Annotated in this window: 18 protein-coding genes; 12 read left to right on the top strand and 6 right to left on the bottom strand. The window is 44.0% G+C overall.

Features of this window, described 5'->3' with window-relative positions; genetic code table 11:
* Window positions 1-31: 31 nt before the first annotated feature.
* Complete coding sequence (gene porX / locus FSB76_RS14610) at window positions 32-1,585, bottom strand: T9SS response regulator signal transducer PorX (RefSeq protein ID WP_147054524.1); 1,554 nt, start codon at window positions 1,583-1,585, stop codon at window positions 32-34.
* A gap of 272 nt (window positions 1,586-1,857) precedes the next feature.
* On the opposite strand from porX, the gene FSB76_RS14615 reads away from it, so the two are divergent.
* The 7 genes from FSB76_RS14615 (at window position 1,858) to efp (ending at window position 9,429) form a co-directional block, all read left to right on the top strand.
* A complete protein-coding gene (locus FSB76_RS14615; protein ID WP_147054526.1) occupies window positions 1,858-3,084 on the top strand; it encodes an HD domain-containing protein in 1,227 nt (408 codons plus the stop codon).
* Between the two features lie 140 nt (window positions 3,085-3,224).
* Window positions 3,225-4,268: a UDP-3-O-(3-hydroxymyristoyl)glucosamine N-acyltransferase gene (gene lpxD / locus FSB76_RS14620; protein WP_147054528.1), complete on the top strand. Its 1,044-nt coding sequence runs from the start codon at window positions 3,225-3,227 to the stop codon at window positions 4,266-4,268.
* Window positions 4,269-4,395: 127 nt separating this feature from the next.
* Window positions 4,396-5,802 (top strand): bifunctional UDP-3-O-[3-hydroxymyristoyl] N-acetylglucosamine deacetylase/3-hydroxyacyl-ACP dehydratase, encoded by a 1,407-nt coding sequence (locus FSB76_RS14625; RefSeq protein ID WP_147054530.1) that lies wholly within the window; start codon window positions 4,396-4,398, stop codon window positions 5,800-5,802.
* Window positions 5,799-6,584, top strand: a complete 786-nt coding sequence (gene lpxA, locus FSB76_RS14630; RefSeq protein ID WP_090638506.1) for an acyl-ACP--UDP-N-acetylglucosamine O-acyltransferase — start codon at window positions 5,799-5,801, stop codon at window positions 6,582-6,584. The genes FSB76_RS14625 and lpxA overlap by 4 nt, the downstream gene beginning before the upstream one ends.
* A gap of 168 nt (window positions 6,585-6,752) precedes the next feature.
* Window positions 6,753-7,373, top strand: coding sequence for an ABC transporter ATP-binding protein (locus FSB76_RS14635; RefSeq protein ID WP_147054532.1), 621 nt, complete (start codon window positions 6,753-6,755; stop codon window positions 7,371-7,373).
* A 199-nt stretch (window positions 7,374-7,572) separates the two neighbouring features.
* On the top strand, window positions 7,573-8,616 hold the full coding sequence (locus FSB76_RS14640) for an NAD(P)-dependent alcohol dehydrogenase (protein WP_147054534.1): 1,044 nt from the start codon (window positions 7,573-7,575) through the stop codon (window positions 8,614-8,616).
* A 249-nt stretch (window positions 8,617-8,865) separates the two neighbouring features.
* Window positions 8,866-9,429 carry an elongation factor P gene (gene efp, locus FSB76_RS14645; RefSeq protein ID WP_147054535.1) on the top strand — a complete coding sequence of 188 codons (564 nt, stop codon included), beginning with the start codon at window positions 8,866-8,868 and terminating at the stop codon, window positions 9,427-9,429.
* A 134-nt stretch (window positions 9,430-9,563) separates the two neighbouring features.
* On the opposite strand, the gene cphA is transcribed toward efp, so the two are convergent.
* Window positions 9,564-12,203 (bottom strand): cyanophycin synthetase, encoded by a 2,640-nt coding sequence (gene cphA / locus FSB76_RS14650; protein ID WP_147054537.1) that lies wholly within the window; start codon window positions 12,201-12,203, stop codon window positions 9,564-9,566.
* A gap of 255 nt (window positions 12,204-12,458) precedes the next feature.
* Here cphA and FSB76_RS14655 point away from each other — a divergent pair, with 255 nt between their 5' ends.
* Both FSB76_RS14655 and FSB76_RS14660 read left to right on the top strand, forming a co-directional pair.
* Entirely contained in the window at window positions 12,459-13,379 is a 921-nt protein-coding gene (locus tag FSB76_RS14655; protein WP_147054539.1) for a cyanophycinase, read from the top strand.
* Window positions 13,380-13,490: 111 nt separating this feature from the next.
* Window positions 13,491-14,333, top strand: a complete 843-nt coding sequence (locus FSB76_RS14660; RefSeq protein WP_147054541.1) for an isoaspartyl peptidase/L-asparaginase — start codon at window positions 13,491-13,493, stop codon at window positions 14,331-14,333.
* Window positions 14,334-14,347: 14 nt separating this feature from the next.
* Here FSB76_RS14660 and FSB76_RS14665 read toward each other — a convergent pair whose 3' ends face one another.
* Window positions 14,348-14,704, bottom strand: coding sequence for a bleomycin resistance protein (locus FSB76_RS14665; protein WP_147054543.1), 357 nt, complete (start codon window positions 14,702-14,704; stop codon window positions 14,348-14,350).
* A gap of 355 nt (window positions 14,705-15,059) precedes the next feature.
* Here FSB76_RS14665 and FSB76_RS14670 point away from each other — a divergent pair, with 355 nt between their 5' ends.
* On the top strand, window positions 15,060-16,628 hold the full coding sequence (locus FSB76_RS14670; RefSeq protein WP_147054545.1) for a M28 family metallopeptidase: 1,569 nt from the start codon (window positions 15,060-15,062) through the stop codon (window positions 16,626-16,628).
* Window positions 16,629-16,685: 57 nt separating this feature from the next.
* Here FSB76_RS14670 and FSB76_RS14675 read toward each other — a convergent pair whose 3' ends face one another.
* Genes FSB76_RS14675 through FSB76_RS14685 form a run of 3 tightly spaced genes read right to left on the bottom strand, consistent with a single transcriptional unit; the run spans window position 16,686 to window position 19,092 of the window.
* Window positions 16,686-17,135, bottom strand: a complete 450-nt coding sequence (locus FSB76_RS14675) for an RES family NAD+ phosphorylase (protein ID WP_147054547.1) — start codon at window positions 17,133-17,135, stop codon at window positions 16,686-16,688.
* 1 nt (window position 17,136) lies between these two features.
* Window positions 17,137-17,628, bottom strand: a complete 492-nt coding sequence (gene parS, locus FSB76_RS14680; protein WP_225976516.1) for a type II RES/Xre toxin-antitoxin system antitoxin — start codon at window positions 17,626-17,628, stop codon at window positions 17,137-17,139.
* A 60-nt stretch (window positions 17,629-17,688) separates the two neighbouring features.
* The gene (locus FSB76_RS14685; protein ID WP_147054549.1) at window positions 17,689-19,092 is read right to left on the bottom strand and encodes an MBL fold metallo-hydrolase RNA specificity domain-containing protein; all 1,404 of its coding nucleotides are present in this window, start codon (window positions 19,090-19,092) and stop codon (window positions 17,689-17,691) included.
* Window positions 19,093-19,258: 166 nt separating this feature from the next.
* Here FSB76_RS14685 and FSB76_RS14690 point away from each other — a divergent pair, with 166 nt between their 5' ends.
* Window positions 19,259-19,630 carry a BlaI/MecI/CopY family transcriptional regulator gene (locus FSB76_RS14690; protein WP_090638409.1) on the top strand — a complete coding sequence of 124 codons (372 nt, stop codon included), beginning with the start codon at window positions 19,259-19,261 and terminating at the stop codon, window positions 19,628-19,630.
* Window positions 19,631-19,632: 2 nt separating this feature from the next.
* Window positions 19,633-21,642 (top strand): M56 family metallopeptidase, encoded by a 2,010-nt coding sequence (locus FSB76_RS14695; protein WP_147054551.1) that lies wholly within the window; start codon window positions 19,633-19,635, stop codon window positions 21,640-21,642.
* Window positions 21,643-21,831: the final 189 nt, after the last annotated feature.

Genomic DNA, 21,831 nt, shown 5'->3' on the forward strand with positions numbered 1-21,831 from the left:
CTTTTTTACTCCCCCTTCAGGGGCTTGGGGGCTATTTCGGCCCGTATGTTACAATAGGGATAATCATTTCTTCTAACGAGATGCCCCCATGCTGGAAAGTTTCGTTATAAAAATTAACAAAATGATTATAGTTATTAGGGTATACAAAATAGCTGTCCTCCTTGGCAAACACAAAGCTTGAGCTTAAGTGCAACTTGGGCAGCATAGCATCGTGCGGGTTGCGGATATGGAATACTTCCTTAGCGTTATAGTTCAGGTTTTTACCTTGTTTGTAACGTAAGTTGGTATTGGTATTCCTATCGCCGACAATTTTGCTTGGGTTTTTTACCCGGATGGTGCCGTGGTCGGTTGTAATAATTACACGCACCTGTTTCTGGGCCAAAAACTTCAACAGATCAAACAGGGGCGAGTGTTCAAACCACGAGAGGGTTAATGAACGGTAAGCCGCATCGTCGCTCGCCAGCTCGCGAATCATCTGCATATCGGTACGGGCGTGCGATAGCATATCCACAAAGTTGTAAACAACCACATTCAGCTCGTTGTTCATCAGGTTGCTAACCGATTCATTCAGCGCACGGCCTTCGTCGATATTCAGGATTTTATGGTACGAGTATTTGCAGTCGCGGCGTAAAACACGCTTCAAATGATCGGCAACAAATTCCGATTCGTAAAGATTTTTGCCCCCTTCATCCTCGTCGTTTTGCCACATTTGCGGGTAGCGTTTTTCCATATCTAAAGGCATAAGGCCGCTAAAAATGGAGTTACGGGCGTATTGTGTTGCTGTAGGCAAAATACTATAGTAAGTATCTTCTTCCTCCATCCTGAAATACTCGGAGATGATAGGGTTGATGATCTTAAACTGATCGTACCGCAGGTTATCTATCAATATAAAAAACAGCGGCCCCTTGCCATCCATTTTAGGGAACACCTTCTTTTTAAACAACTGCGGCGAGCTCGTAGGCGCCGAATCGGGATTTTTTATCCAGTTTAAATAGTTGCGTTCAATAAATTTGCAAAACTGCATATTGGCTTCAGCCTTTTGCATGGTCAAAATTTCGTGCATGCCGGCATCTTCCAGTTTCTCCAGTTCCAATTCCCAGTAGATGAGCTTTTTATAAACGTCAACCCATTCCTGGTGGCTCAGGTTGTCGTTCAACGTCATGCCCAGCGTACGGAAGTCCATTTGGTAGGCCATGGTAGTTTTTTCGGTTACCAGGCGTTTATTTTCCGTTAGTTTTTTAATGGTAAGCAATATTTGCTTTGGGTGAACCGGCTTTATCAGGTAGTCATCTATTTTTGAGCCGATGGCGTCTTCCATCAAATATTCTTCCTCGTTTTTGGTTATCAGCACAATAGGAACATCATTATTAATGTTTTTTATTTGCTGCAGTGTTTCCAGCCCGGTTAGGCCCGGCATGTTTTCATCTAAAAAAACAAGGTCAAAGTAGCCGCTTTTGAAAGTATCAACAGCATCGTTGCCATTGGTTACGGTAGTAACCTTATAGCCTTTTTCGCTCAGGAAAAGTATGTGTGGTCGTAACAGGTCAATTTCATCATCAGCCCATAAAATGGTGGTATCTTGCATAGTATCTGGATTAAAAATATTCTGAATCAGAATTTTCAGGATTTGAGAATTTTCAGATTATTGAATTCAGTGAATAAGATTAAGTTAGTTCAAATATGCCTCGTTTAATCAGTCATATTTTGTTAATTCTTAAATTCAGAAAATTCTGATTCAGACTTGTAAACCCCAAAGGGACGCTTTTGTTGTTGATTGGTAAAGGTATTAACAAAATTTAACAAACATCACCGGCTTATTTTACCTTTGTTTTACATTTTTGCACTTTACTTAATCCATTGAACAAAAAGAAAATAATAAACGATCCGGTTTACGGTTTTATCAGCATCCCAACCGAACTGATATTCGACCTGATTGAGCACCCTTACTTTCAACGGTTAAGGTACATTAAGCAATTAGGGATGACTCACCTGGTTTACCCCGGTGCGCTGCATACCCGTTTCCACCATGCCTTAGGTGCTATGTACCTGATGGATACTGCCATTGAAACCCTGCGTAACAAGGGCCACAACATAAGCGACGAAGAGGAAGAGGCCGTTACCATTGCGATATTGCTGCACGATATTGGCCATGGGCCATTCTCGCACGCCCTGGAGCGCACCATTATTGAAGGGATTGACCATGAGGATATTTCATCTATGCTGATGAACAAACTCAACGAGCAGTTTGATGGCCGCTTAACCATGGCTATCAGTATATTTAACAACACTTTCCCCCGTAAATTCCTTCATCAGCTGGTTTCAAGCCAGTTGGATATGGACAGGCTGGACTACCTTAATCGCGATAGCTTTTTTACCGGCGTATCCGAAGGGGTCATCAGTTCCGAACGGATCATCAAAATGCTAAATGTTAAGGAGGATCATATTGTTGTTGATGCCAAAGGCATCTACTCGATTGAGAAATTTTTGATTGCCCGCAGGCTCATGTACTGGCAGGTTTACCTGCACAAAACCGTTATTGCCGGCGAAGAATTGTTGGTAAAGATATTTAAACGCTGCCGCGAGCTTACCCTGAAAGGCGAAGATCTTTTTGCTACACCGGCACTAAAGCATTTTATAAAAGGAGGAATCAGCAAAGAGGCTTTTATGAACCAGGACCATCACCTGGAAACTTTTGCCAGTTTGGATGATACCGATATTATGGCAGCAGTAAAAGTTTGGGCCGGGCATAGCGACTTTATACTATCAACGCTATCACAAAACCTGGTTCAGCGTAAGTTGTATCATGTAGATATCAGCAATAAGCGTCCCGATAAGGAGTTTGTAAACTCCCTTATAAAAAAGGCAATGAAAAAATACAGCATAAGCGAGCAGGATGCCGGTTACTTTGTTTTTACCACGTCCATCCGCAATAATGCCTATACCGCCGGCGATGGCAACATAGGCATATTGATGAAGGATGGCCACGTACATGACATTACAACAGCCAGCGACAACTCCAATTTGGAGGCATTAGCAAAAACCGTAAAAAAATACATACTTTGCTACAGTAAGGATTTGATTTGAGGCTCGAGTTGCGGGTTGCGAGGTTCGTGTTGCCTGGCTTTTTCTTGTTGCAGCTACCCGAACCTCGCAACCCGCAACCCGAACCAAAACTGTACTCAATTAATAATTTGCTGCTTTAATTATAACATTTAAATTTGTCAATGCAATTTACTGCCCAGGATATAAGTTTTCTGCTTAACGGAACGGTGGAAGGCGACCCTTCGGTTACTGTTAATCAGTTGGCTAAAATAGAAGAAGGTGCCGCCGGCAGTCTTTCTTTTTTGGCCAACCCCAAGTATGAGCAGTATTTATATACTACCAATGCTTCTGTAGTTATTGTTAATAACGATTTTCAGCTTACCGGCCCGGTAACGGCCACACTTATCAGGGTAGAGAATGCCTACAGCGCGTTTTCGGTATTGTTGGAGAAATACAACACTTTTAAGCTTAATAAAAAAGGTATCGAGCAGCCTTGCTTTATACACCCAACAGCCCAAATTGGCGCCGAGCCTTATATAGGGGCATTTGCCTACATTGGTCTTAACGCAAAAATTGGCGATAACTGCAAAATTTACCCCAACGTTAACATATCAGATAATGTAACCATTGGCAACAACGTTACCTTATTTTCGGGCGTTACGGTTTATTTTGATTGTGTAATAGGCAATAACGTTATTGTTCACTCTGGCGCGGTTATCGGCAGCGATGGTTTTGGTTTTGCTCCTAATCCCGATGGCAGTTACACTAAAGTGGCCCAGATAGGTAATGTTATCCTGGAAGACGATGTTGAGGTTGGCTCAAATACCACTATCGACAGAGCAACCATGGGGTCGACGGTGATACGTAAAGGCGTAAAATTGGATAACCTGATTCAGATTGCCCACAATGTAGAAATTGGTGCAAATACCGTTATCGCCGCGCAATCGGGCATATCCGGAAGCACTAAAATTGGCGAGAATGTGATTATGGGCGGCCAGGTTGGTTTGGTTGGCCATATCAGCATTGCAAACCGTTCGCAGTTCCAGGCACAATCGGGCGTTAGCCGTACTATTGCCGAGGAAGGAAAAAAATGGGCGGGTACGCCTGCTACGCTATACAGCGCAAACATGCGTTCAAACGTAGTCATAAGCCGCCTGCCCGAATTGGAGAAAAGAATAAACGAATTAGAAAAAATAATTGCCGAATTAAAAAGGGAAAGTCATTAGTTCAGTAACCGTTCATTGGTTCATTAGTTCAAGGTTCATTGGTCTTTTGCGCAGGCAAATAATGAACTTAACTAATAAACTATTCACCAATGAACAAATGAACCAGTGAACCAATGAACTAAAAAAAATGAATGTAAAACAAAGAACCATTAAATCACCTGTATCGGTTTCGGGTACCGGCCTGCATACCGGCCAAAGGGTAACCATGACCTTTAACCCGGCACCCGAGAACCATGGGTATAAATTCAGGAGGATTGATATACCTGGCTCGCCAATAATTGATGCCGATGTTGATAATGTAACCGATACATCGCGCGGTACCACCATTTCTCAAAATGGGGCTACCGTGAATACCGTAGAGCATGTATTGGCTGCATTGGTAGGAATGGAAATTGATAATGTGCTGATAGACATGGATGGCCCTGAAACGCCCATAATGGACGGCAGCTCTATCCAGTTTGTTGATATTATAACAGAAACAGGCTTTACCGAGCAGGATGCCGACCGCGAATATTACCACATACCTTACAATATCCATTACTCGGAGCCGGACCGTAAGGTAGAAATGGTTGCCATGCCTTTAGACGATTACCGATTTACCTGTATGGTTGATTACAACTCGCAGGTGTTGGGTAGCCAGCATGCCAGTATCTCGAGTATTACCGAGTTTAAAAAGGAAATTGCATCATGCCGTACCTTTTGCTTTTTGCACGAGCTTGAAATGCTGCTAAAGCACGACCTGATAAAAGGCGGCGATTTAAACAACGCTATTGTAGTTGTTGATAAAGAGGTAGACGAAGAAGAACTTGCCCACCTGGCCAAGCTGTTTAACCGCAAGGACATTAGCGTTGCGCCGCAGGGCATTTTAAACAATGCCGAACTACGCCACCAAAACGAGCCCGCCAGGCACAAGCTGCTGGATATGATTGGCGATTTGGCCCTGGTTGGTGTACCGCTTAAAGGCCATATTATGGCTGCCCGCCCCGGTCATGCTGCTAACGTGGCCTTTGCCAAAAAAATAAAAACCCTGATTAAAAAGGAAAAAAGCCGTAAACAAGTTAAAGTTTACGATGCCAATGCTAAACCGGTGTATGATACCGTTGAGATTATGGGCCTGCTGCCACACAGGCAACCTTTTTTGATGATTGATAAAATATTGGAGCTGACCAAAAGTCACGTGGTGGGTGCTAAAAACGTAACCATAAACGAAGAGTTTTTTAAAGGCCATTTCCCGGGGGCACCAATATTTCCAGGTGTGTTGCAAATTGAGGGCATGGTACAAACGGGCGGCATACTGGTGTTAAACACCGTACCCGACCCTGAAAATTACCTGACCCTGTTTTTAAAGATCGAGAACGCGCGCTTTAAAAGCAAAGTAGTGCCTGGCGATACTATCATTTACATTTGCGATCTGCTGGCGCCAATCCGCCGTGGTATTGCAACCATGAAGGGTGTGGGTATGGTAGGTAACCGGGTTGTTGTTGAGGCCGAATTAATGGCACAAATTGTAAAAGTAAAAGGAAACGAAGCATGATCCAGCCTTTAGCATATATACACCCACAGGCAAAAATTGCCGATAACGTGGTGATTGAACCCTTTGTTACCATCCACAAGGATGTTGAAATTGGCGAGGGTACCTGGATCGGTTCCAACTCCGTAATTATGGATGGAGCCCGGATAGGCAAAAACTGCCGTATTTTTCCCGGTGCCGTAGTATCGGCTCCGCCGCAGGATTTAAAATACAAAGGCGAGCAAAGTACGGTATCTATTGGTGACAATACCACCATCCGCGAATGCGTAACCCTTAACCGTGGTACCGCTTTAGATAAAAACACAACCACCATAGGCAGCAACTGCCTGCTGATGGCGTATGTACACGTAGCGCACGATTGTGTTATTGGCGATAACGTAATTATAGCCAACGCGGTGCAACTGGCAGGGCACATTAATGTGTACGATTATGCTTTCATCGGTGGTTCATCGGCCGTGCACCAGTTTGTAGAGATTGGCGCGCATAGCATGATCTCAGGCGGTTCATTAGTACGTAAGGATGTACCTCCGTTTACCAAAGCCGGCCGCGAACCATTATCGTATGTGGGTATCAACTCCGTAGGTTTACGCCGCAGGGGCTTTTCGGCAGCAACCATTGCCGAAATCCAGGAGATTTACCGGATCCTGTTCCTTAAAAAATATAATGTAAGCAAGGCGCTTGATATCATCGAAGCCGAGTTTACACCAAGTGTTGAACGCGACGAGATCATCAACTTCCTGCAAAACTCTCAAAGAGGGATCATGAAAGGGTTTGGGAATAGTTAATGTCGTCTGAATCAGAATTTACAGAATTTTAGGATTAACAGAATCTTGTAAATTCTGATTCAGACAATTTCTAAGTGCGATTCTGTAAAACCTGAATCGCATACCACGTCCGAATAGCGCGTTTTCATTCTGCACATTCTAAAATTCTGTAAATTCTGATTCAGAAATATGACCATCACCCTCAACAACATCGGCCGCCGCTTTAACCGCGACTGGATTTTCAGGGGAGTTGATCATACGTTCACTGCCGGCGAATCATACGCTATTCTGGGTCCTAATGGGTCAGGTAAATCTACATTGTTACAGGTTTTAAACGGGAGCCTGTCGCCCTCTATCGGTACAATAAATTATACCTACCAGGATAAACCCATCGAGGTTTCGCAGGTGTTTAACTACCTGAGCCTGGCCGCACCATATTTGGAGGTTATTGAGGAGTTTACGCTGAGTGAAATGATCGATTTTCATTTCAAATTTAAAAACTACAAACACGGGCTTGATAAAAAGCAGCTGATTGAGTTGTTGAATCTCCCCAAAAGCGAACACAAGCTTATTCGTTATTTTTCATCGGGCATGAAACAGCGCCTCAAGCTTATCCTGGCCTTTTGTTCTGATACACCAATGTTGATGCTTGATGAGCCTACATCAAACCTTGACGCCCAGGGCGTTGACTGGTACTTAAGCCTTGTGGAGCGTTTTGCTACCGGCAGGCTCACCATCATCTGCTCCAACCAGGAACACGAGTATGGCTTTTGCAAGTATAGGCTGAATATATCGGATTACAAAAATTAGACTTGAGATGTTAGATATGAGATTTGAGACAGAAGTGTCTGAATGGTTCTTGTTGAAAATCTCTCTTAGGAATACGTCGATTTTTATCTCAACACATTATTGTCATAATTCGATCTTTCCAGGTCAAAATCTCAAATCTCATATCTAACATCTCAAATCTATTCCTGTACCTTTAGGTAATCAAAAACAACAACTACTTATGATACCAGTTAAAGGATACGCGGCGCAATCGCCAACTACCAATCTTGCCCCATGGGATTTTGAGCGTCGTGAGGTTGGGCCTCATGATGTGCAATTTGATATTTTATTTTGCGGTGTTTGCCACAGCGATTTGCACCAGATTAAGAACGATTGGTTCCCGGGTATTTTCCCGATGGTGCCAGGTCATGAAATTGTTGGCCGGGTTGTAAAAGTTGGCGATCATGTAAAAAACTTCAAAGTTGGCGATTTAGCAGGAACAGGTTGCCTGGTTGACTCATGCCGTGTGTGCGAAAACTGCAAACAGGATTTGGAGCAATACTGCCTAAACGGGAGCTCGCAAACCTATAACGGCCTGGAGCAAGACCATAAAACACCAACTTACGGCGGTTACTCAAACAGCATTGTGGTTAACGAAGATTTTGTACTGCATATTTCTGACAAGCTTGACCTTGCCGCCACTGCGCCATTGCTATGTGCCGGCATAACCACTTACTCGCCGTTAAGGCATTGGAAAGTTGGTAAAGGCCATAAACTGGCTGTTTTAGGATTAGGCGGATTAGGCCATATGGGCGTTAAATTTGGTGTTGCCTTTGGTGCCGAAGTTACTGTATTAAGTACATCGCCGGCTAAAGAAGCCGATGCTAAGGCATTAGGTGCGCACCACTTTGTGGTTACCAGCGATCCTAAGCAGATAGAAGCTGCCAAAAACTCTTTTGATTTTATTTTGGATACCGTATCGGCACCGCATGATTTTAACATGTACTTGTCGTTACTGCGCACCAATGGGGTACATATTTGTGTAGGGGTACCACCAGAACCGGCCAGCGTGCAGGCATTTAGCTTGTTGGGCGGCCGTAAAAGCCTTGCCGGATCGGGAATTGGTGGAATTGCCGAAACACAGGAAATGCTTGATTTTTGTGCCGAACATGGAATTGTTTCAGATATTGAAATGATAGATATCAAAGAGATTGATACCGCTTATGCCCGCATGGAAAAAGGCGATGTAAGGTATCGTTTTGTGATTGACATAGCTACGCTGTAAGATTTGAGATATTATCTCTATCGTCATTGCGAGGTACGAAGCAATCCTGAACTGTGTGGGACTTAGCATGTAGGGGATTGCTTCGTGCCTCGCAATGACGTTTATTATATACGCCTTTCATTAACGACCGCAGTTCTTATTTCTTGCTCCTCCATCCGTAATTCGCTGGCTATCTTCCCGGTAAAAATCTCACATCTCATATCTCACATCTCAAATCAAATTTCTAATTTTGCGCCTCAATATTATTTTATGGCCAAAGCATCAGATGTTAAAAATGGAAATGTGCTTCGCTTTAATGGCGAGTTAGTGCAGGTTGAAGAATTTTTGCACCGTACACCAGGTAACTTGCGTGCATTTTACCAGGCCCGTATGCGTAACGTAAAATCCGGAAAATTGGTTGAATACCGTTTCCGCACCGACGAGGAGGTTGATATAGCCCGTGTTGAAACCAACGATTATCAATACTTATATGAGGACGGCGATTCATTAGTGGTAATGGATAACGCAACTTATGATCAGCATAACGTTCCAAAAGCTTTATTTGGCCCGGCGGTTAAGTTCCTAAAAGAAGGGATGAACGTTATTGTAGCCTTTGAAAGCGATGAGCCGATCATGGGTTCAATCCCCGGATCGGCCGAGCTGGAAATTACATATACCGAGCCTGCCGTTAAAGGCGACACTTCAAGCGGTGCCCAAAAAAATGCCACCGTTGAAACCGGCGCAGAGATTCGTGTGCCGCTGTTTATCAACATTGGCGATAAGGTAAAAGTTGATACCGCTACCGGAACTTATGTTGAAAGAGTGAAAGGGTAGGCCCAAACGCGGAGCCCCCTCCGCCCCCTGAAGGGAGGACTTTTTGATTAGCATATTCACCAACACTATTAAACAACAAATCCCGGGTCTTTTGAACCGGGATTTGTTGTTTATGCAAATCAAAGGCTCCCCCTTCAGGGGGCGGGGGGGGAATTAAACAACCCGTTCCTTTCCTGCTCCTGGTAGTTTTGCACCGTTTCAATGGCGTTATCAACTACATCGCTAAGGGCGGTTATAAAGCTGCCGGGTTTGGCAAGGCTCATTGCGTGTTTAATGGCATCAACCTCTTTTGATACCACTTCGCAAGGCTTATTGGCGTCAACAGAGTAAATACCCTCTTTAAGCAGGGTTAATATGTTTTCTTCGGTGCGGCCACGGAGGTGTTTTTCCTGCCGCAGGATGATGTAATCAAACATTTCGGCAGCTATTTTGCCAACCTCGCGAATATCGTCATCGCGCCTGTCGCCGGTTCCGGCTATAATGCCAATTTTCAATGGAGAGTCGATATGCCTTAAAAATTCCTTGATACCGTTAAAGCCGTCCGGGTTATGCGCAAAATCAATCATGAACCTGAAATCTTTAAACTCAAATATGTTCATGCGCCCCGGCGTTTGCGCTGCCGATGGGATAAATGTTTCCAACGACATTTTAATATCCTCGGTTTTAAAACCCCACAGGAAGGTAGCCAACGTGGCCGCCAGCACATTCTCGATCATGAATGGCACCGTACCTCCAAAAGTTAAAGGGATAAGGATAGTGCGTTGTACACGGATTTTCCAATCGCCTTTTTGAATGGTAATAAAGCCATTCTCGCAAACGGCAGCTATCCCGCCTTTGCGGCAATGTGCCTTGATGATAGGATTGTTTTCGTTACGGCTAAAATAGGCTATGTTACAATCGGCTTTGTTGCCTAAACGAACGCAATACTCGTTATCGGCATTTAAAACGCCCCAGCCATCTTTTTTTACCGAGTTTAAAACGGTTCCTTTTACCCTTGCAAGGTCATCAAGTGTATGAATATCGGCCAGGCCAAGGTGATCTGCCTGGATGTTGGTAATTACACCAATATCGCAAAAACCAAATCCCAAACCCGAACGTAGGATTCCGCCACGGGCTGTTTCCAATACGGCAAAATCAACGGTAGGGTCTTTCAGGATAAACTCCGAGCTTACCGGCCCGGTAGTATCACCTTTCAGCATCATGGTGTTTTGTACATAAATCCCATCAGATGTGGTGAAGCCTACCCGGTGCCCGTTATTTCTTACAATATGCGCTATCAGGCGGGTTGTTGTGGTTTTTCCATTGGTGCCCGTGATGGCAATAATAGGGATACGTGCCGACTTGCCCGGAGGATAAAGCATATCCAACACATGCCCTGCAACGTTGCGCGGCAGGCCTTCGCTTGGCGCAATGTGCATCCTGAACCCAGGTGCTGCGTTAACCTCCAGTATTACTCCGCCATTTTCGGTAAGGGGCTCGTGCAGGTTTTCGGCCATAATATCAATGCCGCAAATATCAAGGCCTATTATTTTAGAGATGCGTTCGCAAATAAAAACGTTTTGTGGGTGCACATGGTCGGTAACGTCAACGGATGTGCCGCCCGTGCTTAGGTTGGCGGTCGACTTTACAAACACTTTTTCACCTTTGACAGGCACCGTATCAAGTGTGTAACCCTTTTTTTCAAGCAGGTCAAGCGTGTCCCGGTCAATAGAAATCAGTGTTAATACATTCTCGTGCCCGTATCCGCGGCGTGGGTCGGTATTTTCCTTATCAATAAGTTGCTGTATGGTTAATATGCCATCGCCTGTTACATGAGCCGGATCGCGCAGGGCGGCGGCGACCATTTTATTATCAATTACCAGTACGCGAAAATCATAGCCGGTAATAAAACGCTCCGCAATAACCCTTCGCGATATTTTGGCGGCATGTTCATAGGCTGCAATCGCTTCTTCTTCTGTACGAATATTGATAGAAATACCCCTGCCGTGGTTACCATCCAGCGGCTTAAATACCAGCGGGAAGCCCACTTTACGGATCACTTCGGCTACGCCGGCAACAGATGATATGGTCATGCCTTTGGCAACCGGGATGGCTTGCTCCTGTAACATGCGCTTGGTTTCATCCTTGTTACTGGCAATATCAACGGCAATGCTGCTGGTTTTCTCGGTCATGGTGGCGCGGAAACGAACCTGGTTTTTACCATAACCCAACTGTACCAGCGATTGATTGTTAAGCCTTATCCAGGGGATATCCCTCGCAATGGCCTCTTCTACAATTGATCCTGTGCTTGGCCCTAAACGGGTGTTTTCACGAATTTCGCGCATCTCCTGTATATCGGCCTCCAGGTTATAGTCTTCACCTTTTATCAGGGCTTCGGCAATCCGCACGGCCGATTCTGCCGCAAAGGCACCAACTTTCTCTTCAATATAAGCAAACACTACATTGTAAACCCCCTTTGTTTTAGTTTCACGCGTACGGCCAAAGCCTGTATCCATGCCGGCAAGGGTTTGTATTTCAAGGGCTATGTGCTCAATAACGTGTCCCATCCAGGTGCCGGCAATAACCCGCTGAAAAAAACCGCCGGGTACTCCGGGCGAACAGCGGTGCGAGTATAACGAGGGAAGCAGTTTTTCTAAACGCTCATAAAAACCATCAATCTCGTTAGTGGGCTTATGTTCCATCTCCTGCAGGTCAAGCCGCATCTGTATTAACTTTTTGCGGTTTATGCTCCAGATGTTCGGGCCGCGCAACACTTGTATATTCTCAATCTTCATAGGCTTGCTTCAAAATTTTTTAAGGGCTTAATTTCTTTAAAACTATAAAACTTAACACTGTAAATAAAACTTTTAAAGGCAAAAAGGCATTATTTGTTTATAACAGACTGTGTTTTTGGTTCATTTTATCGTAATTTGTGGTTTTATTAGTTGATTGGGTTGGATTAGGTTGATTGAGAGAGTGGTTGCTTTTGTTTTTGGGCAAACTAAACTAATCAAGCTAATCCAACCCAATCAACGCAAAACTTAAAAGAAATGATTGTCCCGAAAGGAAAACTTATAATAATAGGCGGTGCGGTTGATATGGGGAGTAACGTAACCATACAGGAACACATTTTGCAGCCTGACTATATTAAATTTTTTGAACAGGGCATTTTAAAGCGGATCATCACCGAATCGGCTAAACACCATGGCTCGTTAGTTGAGGTTATTACCACTGCCTCGCAAATTCCTGAGCTGGTGGGCGAAGAGTATATTAAAGCATTTGGGCAGCTTAATGTTACCCACGTTAACGTATTGCATATTAAAAGCCGCGAGGATGCAGCAAAAAAAGAATATTTAGACCGCATCCGCAAAGCAGACGTGGTTATGTTTAGCGGCGGCGACCAATTGAGGCTGACGGCTATTTTTGGCGGTACGGAATTTTTACAGATCCTGAAAAAGAGATATCTGCATGAAAACTTTGTGATAGCCGGCACATCGGCGGGGGCAGCGGCGGCATCTACCCATATGATTTACCGTGGTCAAAGTAACGAGGCGCTTATTAAAGGCGAGGTGCAGATAACAGCGGGATTGGGGTTTGTAGATTCTGTTATAGTTGATACGCATTTTGTACAACGCGGCCGTATTGGCCGGCTAATGTATGCCGTAGCTACCAACCCCGGCATTTTAGGTATCGGCCTGGGCGAAGACGCCGGTTTGCTGATAACCGAGGGTAACATTATGGAAGCCATTGGTTCGGGTTTAATTATTTTGGTGGATGGCAGGAATATTGTAGCTACCAATATTTATGATGTAGAAATTGGCTCGCCGGTTTCTATCGACAATTTAAAAGTACACGTCATGTCTATCTATGATAAATACGATTTGGCACAACATCGCCTATTGATTAAAAAAACAGTGAAGGTTGAAGAGGGGGTGTTTATACACGCGCCCGATAGCGACCTTTTGCAATAAAGCCTCACCCAACCCGCTCCAAAGGAGAGGGTTTAGCCGGGTCGTTTTCAAATAAACCTATCCCAAAGCGTTTATATTACACTAATTTTTGAATCATTTAAATTATTCAAAATGAAGATTATTATCCATGGCGGTTTCTTTAGCGAATCGCAAACTAACCAGGAAGTAAAACAGGCCAAACAACAGGCTTTAAAAGATATTGTGCAGGCGGGTCATAAATACCTGTTAAGCCATACCGCGCTTGAAACAGTTGTGTACACCGTTAGGCTGCTGGAAGATTGCGACCTGTTTAATGCCGGTACCGGTTCGCAGATCCAGAGTGATGGCAAAATTCGCCTGAGTGCTTCATTAATGGATGGTAAAACACAAAAATTTTCTGGTGTTATCAACATCGAAGATGTAAAAAACCCCATATGTATAGCCGAAAAGCTAATGGCGTATGACGACCGTGTTTTGAGCGGCAAAGGCGCCAAAGACTTTGCCACCAACAACGGTGTTGCCTATTATAACCCCGAAACGCCGCAACGCAGGCATGAATACGAAAAGAAACTGAGCGACTCCATCAGGTTAGGCACTGTTGGCTGTGTGGCGCTCGATCTTTATGGCAACTTGGCAGCCGCGACATCAACTGGCGGCAAAGGCTTCGAAATTCCGGGCCGGGTAAGCGATTCGGCAACTACTGCCGGCAATTATGCCAATGGTTTTGCAGCAGTATCCTGTACGGGCGTTGGCGAGGACATTGTGAGCGGCTCGGTAGCGACAAAAATTGTTACCCGGGTTACCGATGGTTTGCCAATTTCTGTTGCTGCCGGGAAAACTTTAGATGAAATGAAACCCTACGATGGTTTTGCCGGTATTATCGGCATTTCTGCCGATGGACATATTTACCATGCCGATACCCATCCCTATATGGTTTGGGCATTGCATGACGATGATGTGGAAGTTTTTGATTAAAGTTCAGTCTGGTTTTATACTTCGCCCGAAGTATCTTCTCCAAAATGAATAATATTACCGTTGTTATCCAGGATGCTAAACTGGCGCCTTTTCCAGGGCATGTTTTTAAGCTTGCCGTTGGGGTGAACTACGCCTTGAGGCGTATATTCGGCATATAGCTTATCTACCTCGGTTACGTTAATATAACAACCGGTATTTTTAGGAACTTCAGGATCATCGGTAGGCCAAAGGTGAATGGTGATTTCGTCCCGGTTAAAAATAACATAACCATCCCAGTTGGCAACCGATGTAAAGCCCAGCTTTTCGGTATAAAACCTGATGGTTTCTTCGGCATTTAATGATGCCAGGATGGGGATGGCTTTTTGGAGCATGGCTATGTAAATTAATTATTTGATGTTGTTGCGTTATTTTCCTTCATCCTCATGCTAAAAACAGTTTTATCCATTTTAGGAGGATCATTCTCAGGATAATTATAAACGATGCTGTTTAAGTAATTAGCTATTTGCAATCTTTCCTGCCAGGTAAGTTGGCGATAGTAAACCTTTGCCGTTTGCCGCTTCAACTACAGCTCGGGCGTTAAACGGAACATTATCCAGCTTAAAATTGCTCACAATCCAAATATACCCCAAAAAAAATTACATGTAACAACTTTGTTAAAGCATGGCCGCGGTTTTTTGTTGATTAATAAATAGGTTTGTTATTAACTGATCTTATTAATTATTAACTATGAAACTAAAACTACTTTTTTCATGCCTGCTTTCCGCGGGCATAAGTGCGCAGTTGTTCGCCCAGGAAACCGTCGATCCTGCAATTGTTCAAAAAATCCGTGAGGAAGGCCTTAACCATTCTAAAGTGATGGAAACCGCTTTTTATTTAACCGATGTATCCGGCCCGCGTTTGGCAGGGTCGCCGGGTTTAAAACGCGCTCAGAACTGGGCCGTTGAACAATTGAAAACCTGGGGCGTAGCCAATGCCAAACTGGAATCATGGGGTAAATTTGGCAAGGGTTGGGAAGTTCAAAAAAACTACGCGGCTATTACCGTACCATACTATCATGCCATTATAGCTATCCCTAAAGCATGGACCCCAGGTACAGGTGGCTTAATCAAAGGCGACGTAATGGTAGTAAAAGCCGATTCGGCCGCCGAGCTGGAAAAATACAAAGGCAAGCTGGCCGGTAAAATTGTGATATTTGATACCAAACCACTTACCGAGCGTACATTTAAATCAGATGCGGCCCGTTACACCGATGATGAGCTTGATAAAATGGAAAAGGCTACTATGGCCCCTGCACGCCAGCGTAATGCATTTGATCCAAATTCGCCGCAGTTTGTAGCTATGCGTAAGCAACGCGCATTCAGGGCCTCATTGGGGACTTTTTTACAGGCCGAGAAAGTTGCCCTTGTACTAAGCCAGGCCCGCGGTACCGACGGTACCGTATTTACTACTAACGGCGCATCATATGCGGATACCGCGAAAGCCGTTGCGCCCGAGCTGGAAACCAGCAGCGAAGATTTTCAACGTATTTTACGACTTGTAAACGCAGGCAAGCCGGTACAGCTTGAAGCTGATATTAAAACCCAATTTTTTACCGATGACCTGCAAGGTTATGACGTAGTTGGCGAGATACCAGGTACCGACAAAAAATTAAAAGACCAGGTGGTAATGATAGGTGGCCACCTTGATTCATGGCACGCCGGTACCGGCGCAACAGATAACGCGGCGGGCAGCGCGGTGATGCTGGAGGCTATGCGCATCCTGAAAGCTATTGGTTTTAAACCCAAACGTACCATCCGCATTGCATTATGGAGCTCGGAAGAACAAGGATTATTTGGCTCGCGCGGTTATGTACTTAACCACTTTGGCGACCCCAAAACAATGGAATTGAAACCTGAGCAAGCCAAGCTATCGGCTTATTATAACCTTGACAATGGTACCGGTAAAATAAGGGGTATCTACTTACAAGGCGACTCTGCCGCCGGGCCGATATTTAAATCGTACCTGGAGCCGTTTAAAGACCTTGGCGCCACTACCGTTACTATTAGCAATACAGGCGGTACCGATCACCAATCGTTTGATGCAGTGGGTATTCCTGGCTTTCAGTTTATCCAGGACGCCATTGACTATGGCTCGCGCACGCACCACAGTAACCAGGACACCTTTGACCGCCTGGTTGAAGATGATTTGAAACAGGCGGCCACCATCATAGCGTCGTTTGTATACAATACCAGCCAGCGTGCAGAAATGATACCACGTAAAGAATTGCCTAAGCCACAACCGGCGCGGGGATTTTAATTGATTGAATTATATCAAGCCACAATAAAAAAAGCGATGGGTTATCTCATCGCTTTTTTATTGCTTTATCCGTTTATCAAATGCAAATGGTTCTGTTTTAACCAGGCGGATAGCTTTAAAGTCGTCGTGTTTTGGGTTGATCAGGTAGTTTATTTCTTCTTCAATTATCGAGGATGGTACGGCTAATATAGCCGATTGTTTTTCGTTGATCCACTTTTCTCCCAGTTGCTGGGTGTACAACATTTGGTCGTATTCCAGCCAATTAAGTGGTAAATCCTCCTTTTTTATACTGACTATGGTTAACCCATCCGGCACTGCGATTGTCATCACATTAAAAACAAGGGTAAGCCCGGCCTGGCTCCTGTGAACAACATTCTCGAGGCAGGCAAGTGAGCGGGACGATGCGGTATATATCATTTCCACATCATTGGGATTCCAGCGGGCTGCCCTGCCCGAGGCGACAAGTTTGTACGCAGACTTTTCGAGGGCGATACGATAAACCAGCATCTTAAGCCAGATCGCCGAATTGTAAGCGGATAAGCTCTTCTTCGATAAGTTGGATACCGGTGATTGTATCCATCATATCAAAAGGCAACCGGTTACCAAGCCCATAAGCCGGAGTAGTAAGCCATTTATGAAAAGCCTGAGCAGAGCCAAATATTTCAATACCGGTATCAAACAATGCAAATGATTTAAGTAGTTTTTCGCTTAAGGAAGCATCCAGTTTTAAATCCTTATTAACATGGTTTTGGATAGTTTTAACTGTGGTTTTAAAGGTTTCCTGGAACTCATCTTGTGTAAAACCCGATAATGCCAAAAAATCAAGTGCGGTTTTTGCTTCCAGGCCTTTTTTTGAAGTATTGAGTAAGCTGATGGCATCTGTATACTTTGGCTGGCGGATATAGACCCCTTCAAAATCATTTACAACGCTTACCATTTCGGTATCCTTATAAATTACAGGAGATTTTTTTTTGCCGGTTTGTGGTTTATCTTTTGCCATTGTTTTTAATATCAAATCCAAATATAGAAAATTTTCTAAAAATAAAAGAATTTTTTCCAGTTATTTTAACTCAATCTTTTGGTGCTGGTAAGGTATTTCGACCCGTGTAAAACCTTTGTCTTTTAACTTGCTGCTAAAATGTTGTTGAACCTCATATTCGCCATGAACAAGAAAAACTTCTTTTACTTTCGCCGGATCCTGGCAGGCCAAAAAGTGCAGCAGGTCATCGTAATCACCATGGGCGCTCATTGATCTTATCGAGCGTACTTCGGCATTCACCTGGTACATTTCGCCAAAAATACGTACCTCATGGTCGCCGGCAAGCAGGTGCCCGCCAAGGGAACTTGGTTCACAGTAGCCTACCATCAAGATGGTGTTTTTATTATTGTTGATGTTGTTTTTAATATGGTGCTTAACACGCCCGGCCTCGGCCATGCCCGATGAGGAAATGATAACACAAGGTCTCGGGTCATCATTCAGCGCCTTGGATTCTTCTGTTGACTGGATAAAACGCAAGCCCTTAAAACCGAAAGGATTGGCGTCAACCTTTAGTACCGCTTTAACCTGTTTATTATACACTTCGGGATGGTTCATTAAAACCTCCGTCGCTTTTTCTGATAAAGGGCTATCTACATAATAATGCAAATCGGGCAGCGTTCCTTTCAATTCCAGGGAGTTTAATGCATACAACAGTTCCTGCGTGCGGCCAACGCTAAAAGCTGGTATAATAACTTTGCCACCCTTAACCTCGCAGGTTTGTTTAATAATTTCCAATAAAGCTTCCTCAATCGGGCCCTGGTCCTTGTGTAACGAATCGCCGTAGGTGGATTCGAGTAAAACATAATCGGCCTGGTCAAACGGCTGTGGATCATTCAGCAACATATCATCATAACGGCCAACATCGCCGCTAAAGGTAATATGGGTAACTTTGCCATCCTCGGTAATTGCCAAGTGTACTGCCGCACTGCCCAAAATATGCCCGGCATCGGTAAGCTTTAGTTTTACGTGCGGCGTAATCTCAAACTCTTCGTTGTATTCAACAAGTTTAAAAAGCCTTAGTGCATCCATGGCCTCTTTATCAGTGTAAAGTGGCTCAAGCAGCGGCAAACCTTTGCGTGCGCGGTGCTTGTTGCTATACTCGGCATCCTGCATCTGGATATGTGCCGAATCCATGAGGAGGATACGGGCAAGATCCATAGTGGCAGGTGTACAATAAATGGGGCCATTAAAACCTTCGGCCACCAGCCGGGGTATTAATCCGCAGTGATCTATGTGCGCGTGCGATAATACCATGTGATCAACCTTTTTAGGATTAAACCCGAAATGCTCATTCAGGTTGTCAGACTGATCGCCCATGCCCTGGAACATGCCGCAATCTAATAATATAGAGGTGTCATCTTTTAGGCGGATAAGATGTTTGCTGCCGGTAACATTACGTGCAGCGCCGTGAAAGGTTATATTCATTTATAATTGGGTATAAAGTAACATAACGAAGATGAGGATTTAATGTTTAATAAAACAAAACTAAGCTTTTAGTTGTTATTTTGGTTTATAGTTTTTAACTTAGATTAACCAATTTGATAGCCAATGTGATTTTAAACAAACATTGGCATTTTTTTACACAACGCACATGGAAATTAAAGAATTAACCCGCGCCGAAGAACAATTAATGCAGGTATTATGGCAGCTTGAAAAAGCTTACGTAAAAGATGTTATTGATATGCTGCCCGAGCCAAAGCCGGCTTATAATACGGTATCAACCATTATCCGGATACTTGAAACAAAAGGCTTTGTGGGGCACACTGCATTTGGCAAAAGCCACCAGTACCATCCCATAGTAAGTAAAGACCAATACCAGGATTTTGCATCGGATAAATTACTGAGCGGATATTTTGATAATTCGGTTAACCGGATGCTTTCCTTTTTTGTGAAGAAAGAGAAAATTGACCTTAAAGAGGCTGATGAGATCATGAAACTGATTGAAAAACTTAAAGACAAATAGTTATGAGCTGGTGGCAATATTTATTACTGGTAAACATTTACCTGGTTTTATTTTACGCGTTTTATGTTTTGTTGCTGCGTAAAGAAACCTTTTTTCAATTAAACAGGATTTATCTTGTCACGGCTGCCCTTCTTTCATTTTTTATACCCGTTATACAGGCCGATTGGGTGCAAAACCTTTTTATAACCCAGCAGGTAAAATATACCATTTATAACCTTCCCGCAATTCAATACCAGCTTAGTGCAACCGAAAACAGCCACATTAAAATGGGCGAAATATTGGCCTCCCTGTATTTACTGGGTATTTTGATTTTATCGGCAAAGCTTACCCTGCAGCTGTTTAAATTGCGCCGGGTTATGCGGATGCCTAAAGCCGAGGTGCCTTATTCTTTTTTTAAAACGGTAAAGTTAAATGAAGAGAGCCCGGATAATGCCGTTATTGAAGCTCATGAACAGGTACACGCACAACAATGGCATTCGGCCGATGTGCTTCTTGTAGAAATGGTGATGATTATTAACTGGTTTAACCCGGTTGTTTACCTGTATCGTATTGCTATTAAGCATATTCACGAATACATTGCCGACAGGCAGGCCGTGCAGGCCGGTACAAGCAAAGCCGAATACGCCCTATTACTATTAAGCCAAACGTTTAATACGCCAACCCACCGGCTGGTGAATCCTTTTTTTAATCATAGCTTATTAAAACAGCGCATCATGATGCTGCAAAAAAATAAGTCGCAGCGTATCAGACTTATTAAGTATGGTTTATCTGCACCGCTGTTCATTTTAATGTTGATCTTGTCATCTGCTACCATCAATAATAGCCAGGCCGTTACGGCTATCAATAGTAAAGCTCAGGAGATTTTTATTACGCCGGCAACAGAGGTCGATCTATCAACCGTACTTGGTAAAAACGAACCGATAAAAGGGGGCGAAATTAAAAGCCTGGCCGATACTACAAGCGATGATGTGTTTTCATCGGTAGAAACATTGCCTGAGTTTCCGGGAGGTATTGGGGCTTTTGGTAAATTTATAGCATCAAATATCCGGTATCCTGCAACAGCCAGGGAGCAGCACATCCAGGGAAAAGCAATTTGTACCTTTATAGTAGAGAAGGATGGCAGCCTGTCGAACATTAAAGTAGTGCGTGGTGTAAGCCCCGATATTGATGAAGAATCGATAAGGGTTTTAAAACTGTCGCCCACCTGGAAAGCAGGGATACAAAATCACCATAAAGTACGTACACGGTTTTCTGTCCCTATAGCTTTTACGTTAGACAAGTCTGATAAAACAGCAGACGCAGGCCAGCAAGGCGATCCGCCACCTGTAGTTGAGCAATTACCGCCAAATTCAACCAATAGCGTGTTTGCCTCGGTTGAGCACTTACCTGAATTCCCCGGAGGGGTTGGGGCATTTATCAAATTCCTCGGAGCAAATATTCGTTATCCAAAAGATGCCCGCGAAAAAGGAATACAAGGGCGGGTGATCATTACATTTGTGGTTGAAAAGGACGGCTCGCTTTCGGGCAACAAAATTGTCAGGAGCGTAAGCCCCGATATTGATGCCGAAGCACTCCGGGTACTGGCAATGTCGCCCAATTGGTCGCCGGGTACCCAAAAAGGCAAGGCTGTGCGGGTACAGTATTCTGTCCCCATCAGCTTTAAACTGGCTGATGATAACAAGCCAGCCAAGGCCACTGAAAACAAAACCGGCAAAGTAATGCCATTAAAAGATAATACCCCATCCTACACGGGGACTGTAACCTCCCAAGATACATTTAAAGGCCATATTGCTGGGGATGCCGATTACAAGGGCTATTTCACGATGAGAAGAGACAGTAAGACCAACGAGCCACTTTATTTGCTTGATGGTAAAGAGATAGCCGCTGCCGGTGTAAAAAACATAGCCGTAAACTGCATTCAAAGTATTGATATATTAAAAGACAGGTCAGCGATAGACATATATGGCGACAAAGGCATCAATGGCGTGGTAAAAATTACGACTAAGAAGTAGATGTGCAGGTCAACTTCGTTGAGGGCTTCGCCGTTTCAAATGTGCAGATATGCAAATGACTTTTTCTGAACTGGGATTTTTTGAATTTATCAGATTCTTTGGATTAAAAAAATCTTACAAATCTATTAACCTGCTTAATCAAGATGCAAACAATACAATGTGCAGATAAATTGGTTTGTCAAACATGGA

Origin of the sequence: Mucilaginibacter ginsenosidivorax (assembly GCF_007971525.1) — a bacterium.
GTDB classification, from domain to species: Bacteria; Bacteroidota; Bacteroidia; order Sphingobacteriales; family Sphingobacteriaceae; genus Mucilaginibacter; species Mucilaginibacter ginsenosidivorax.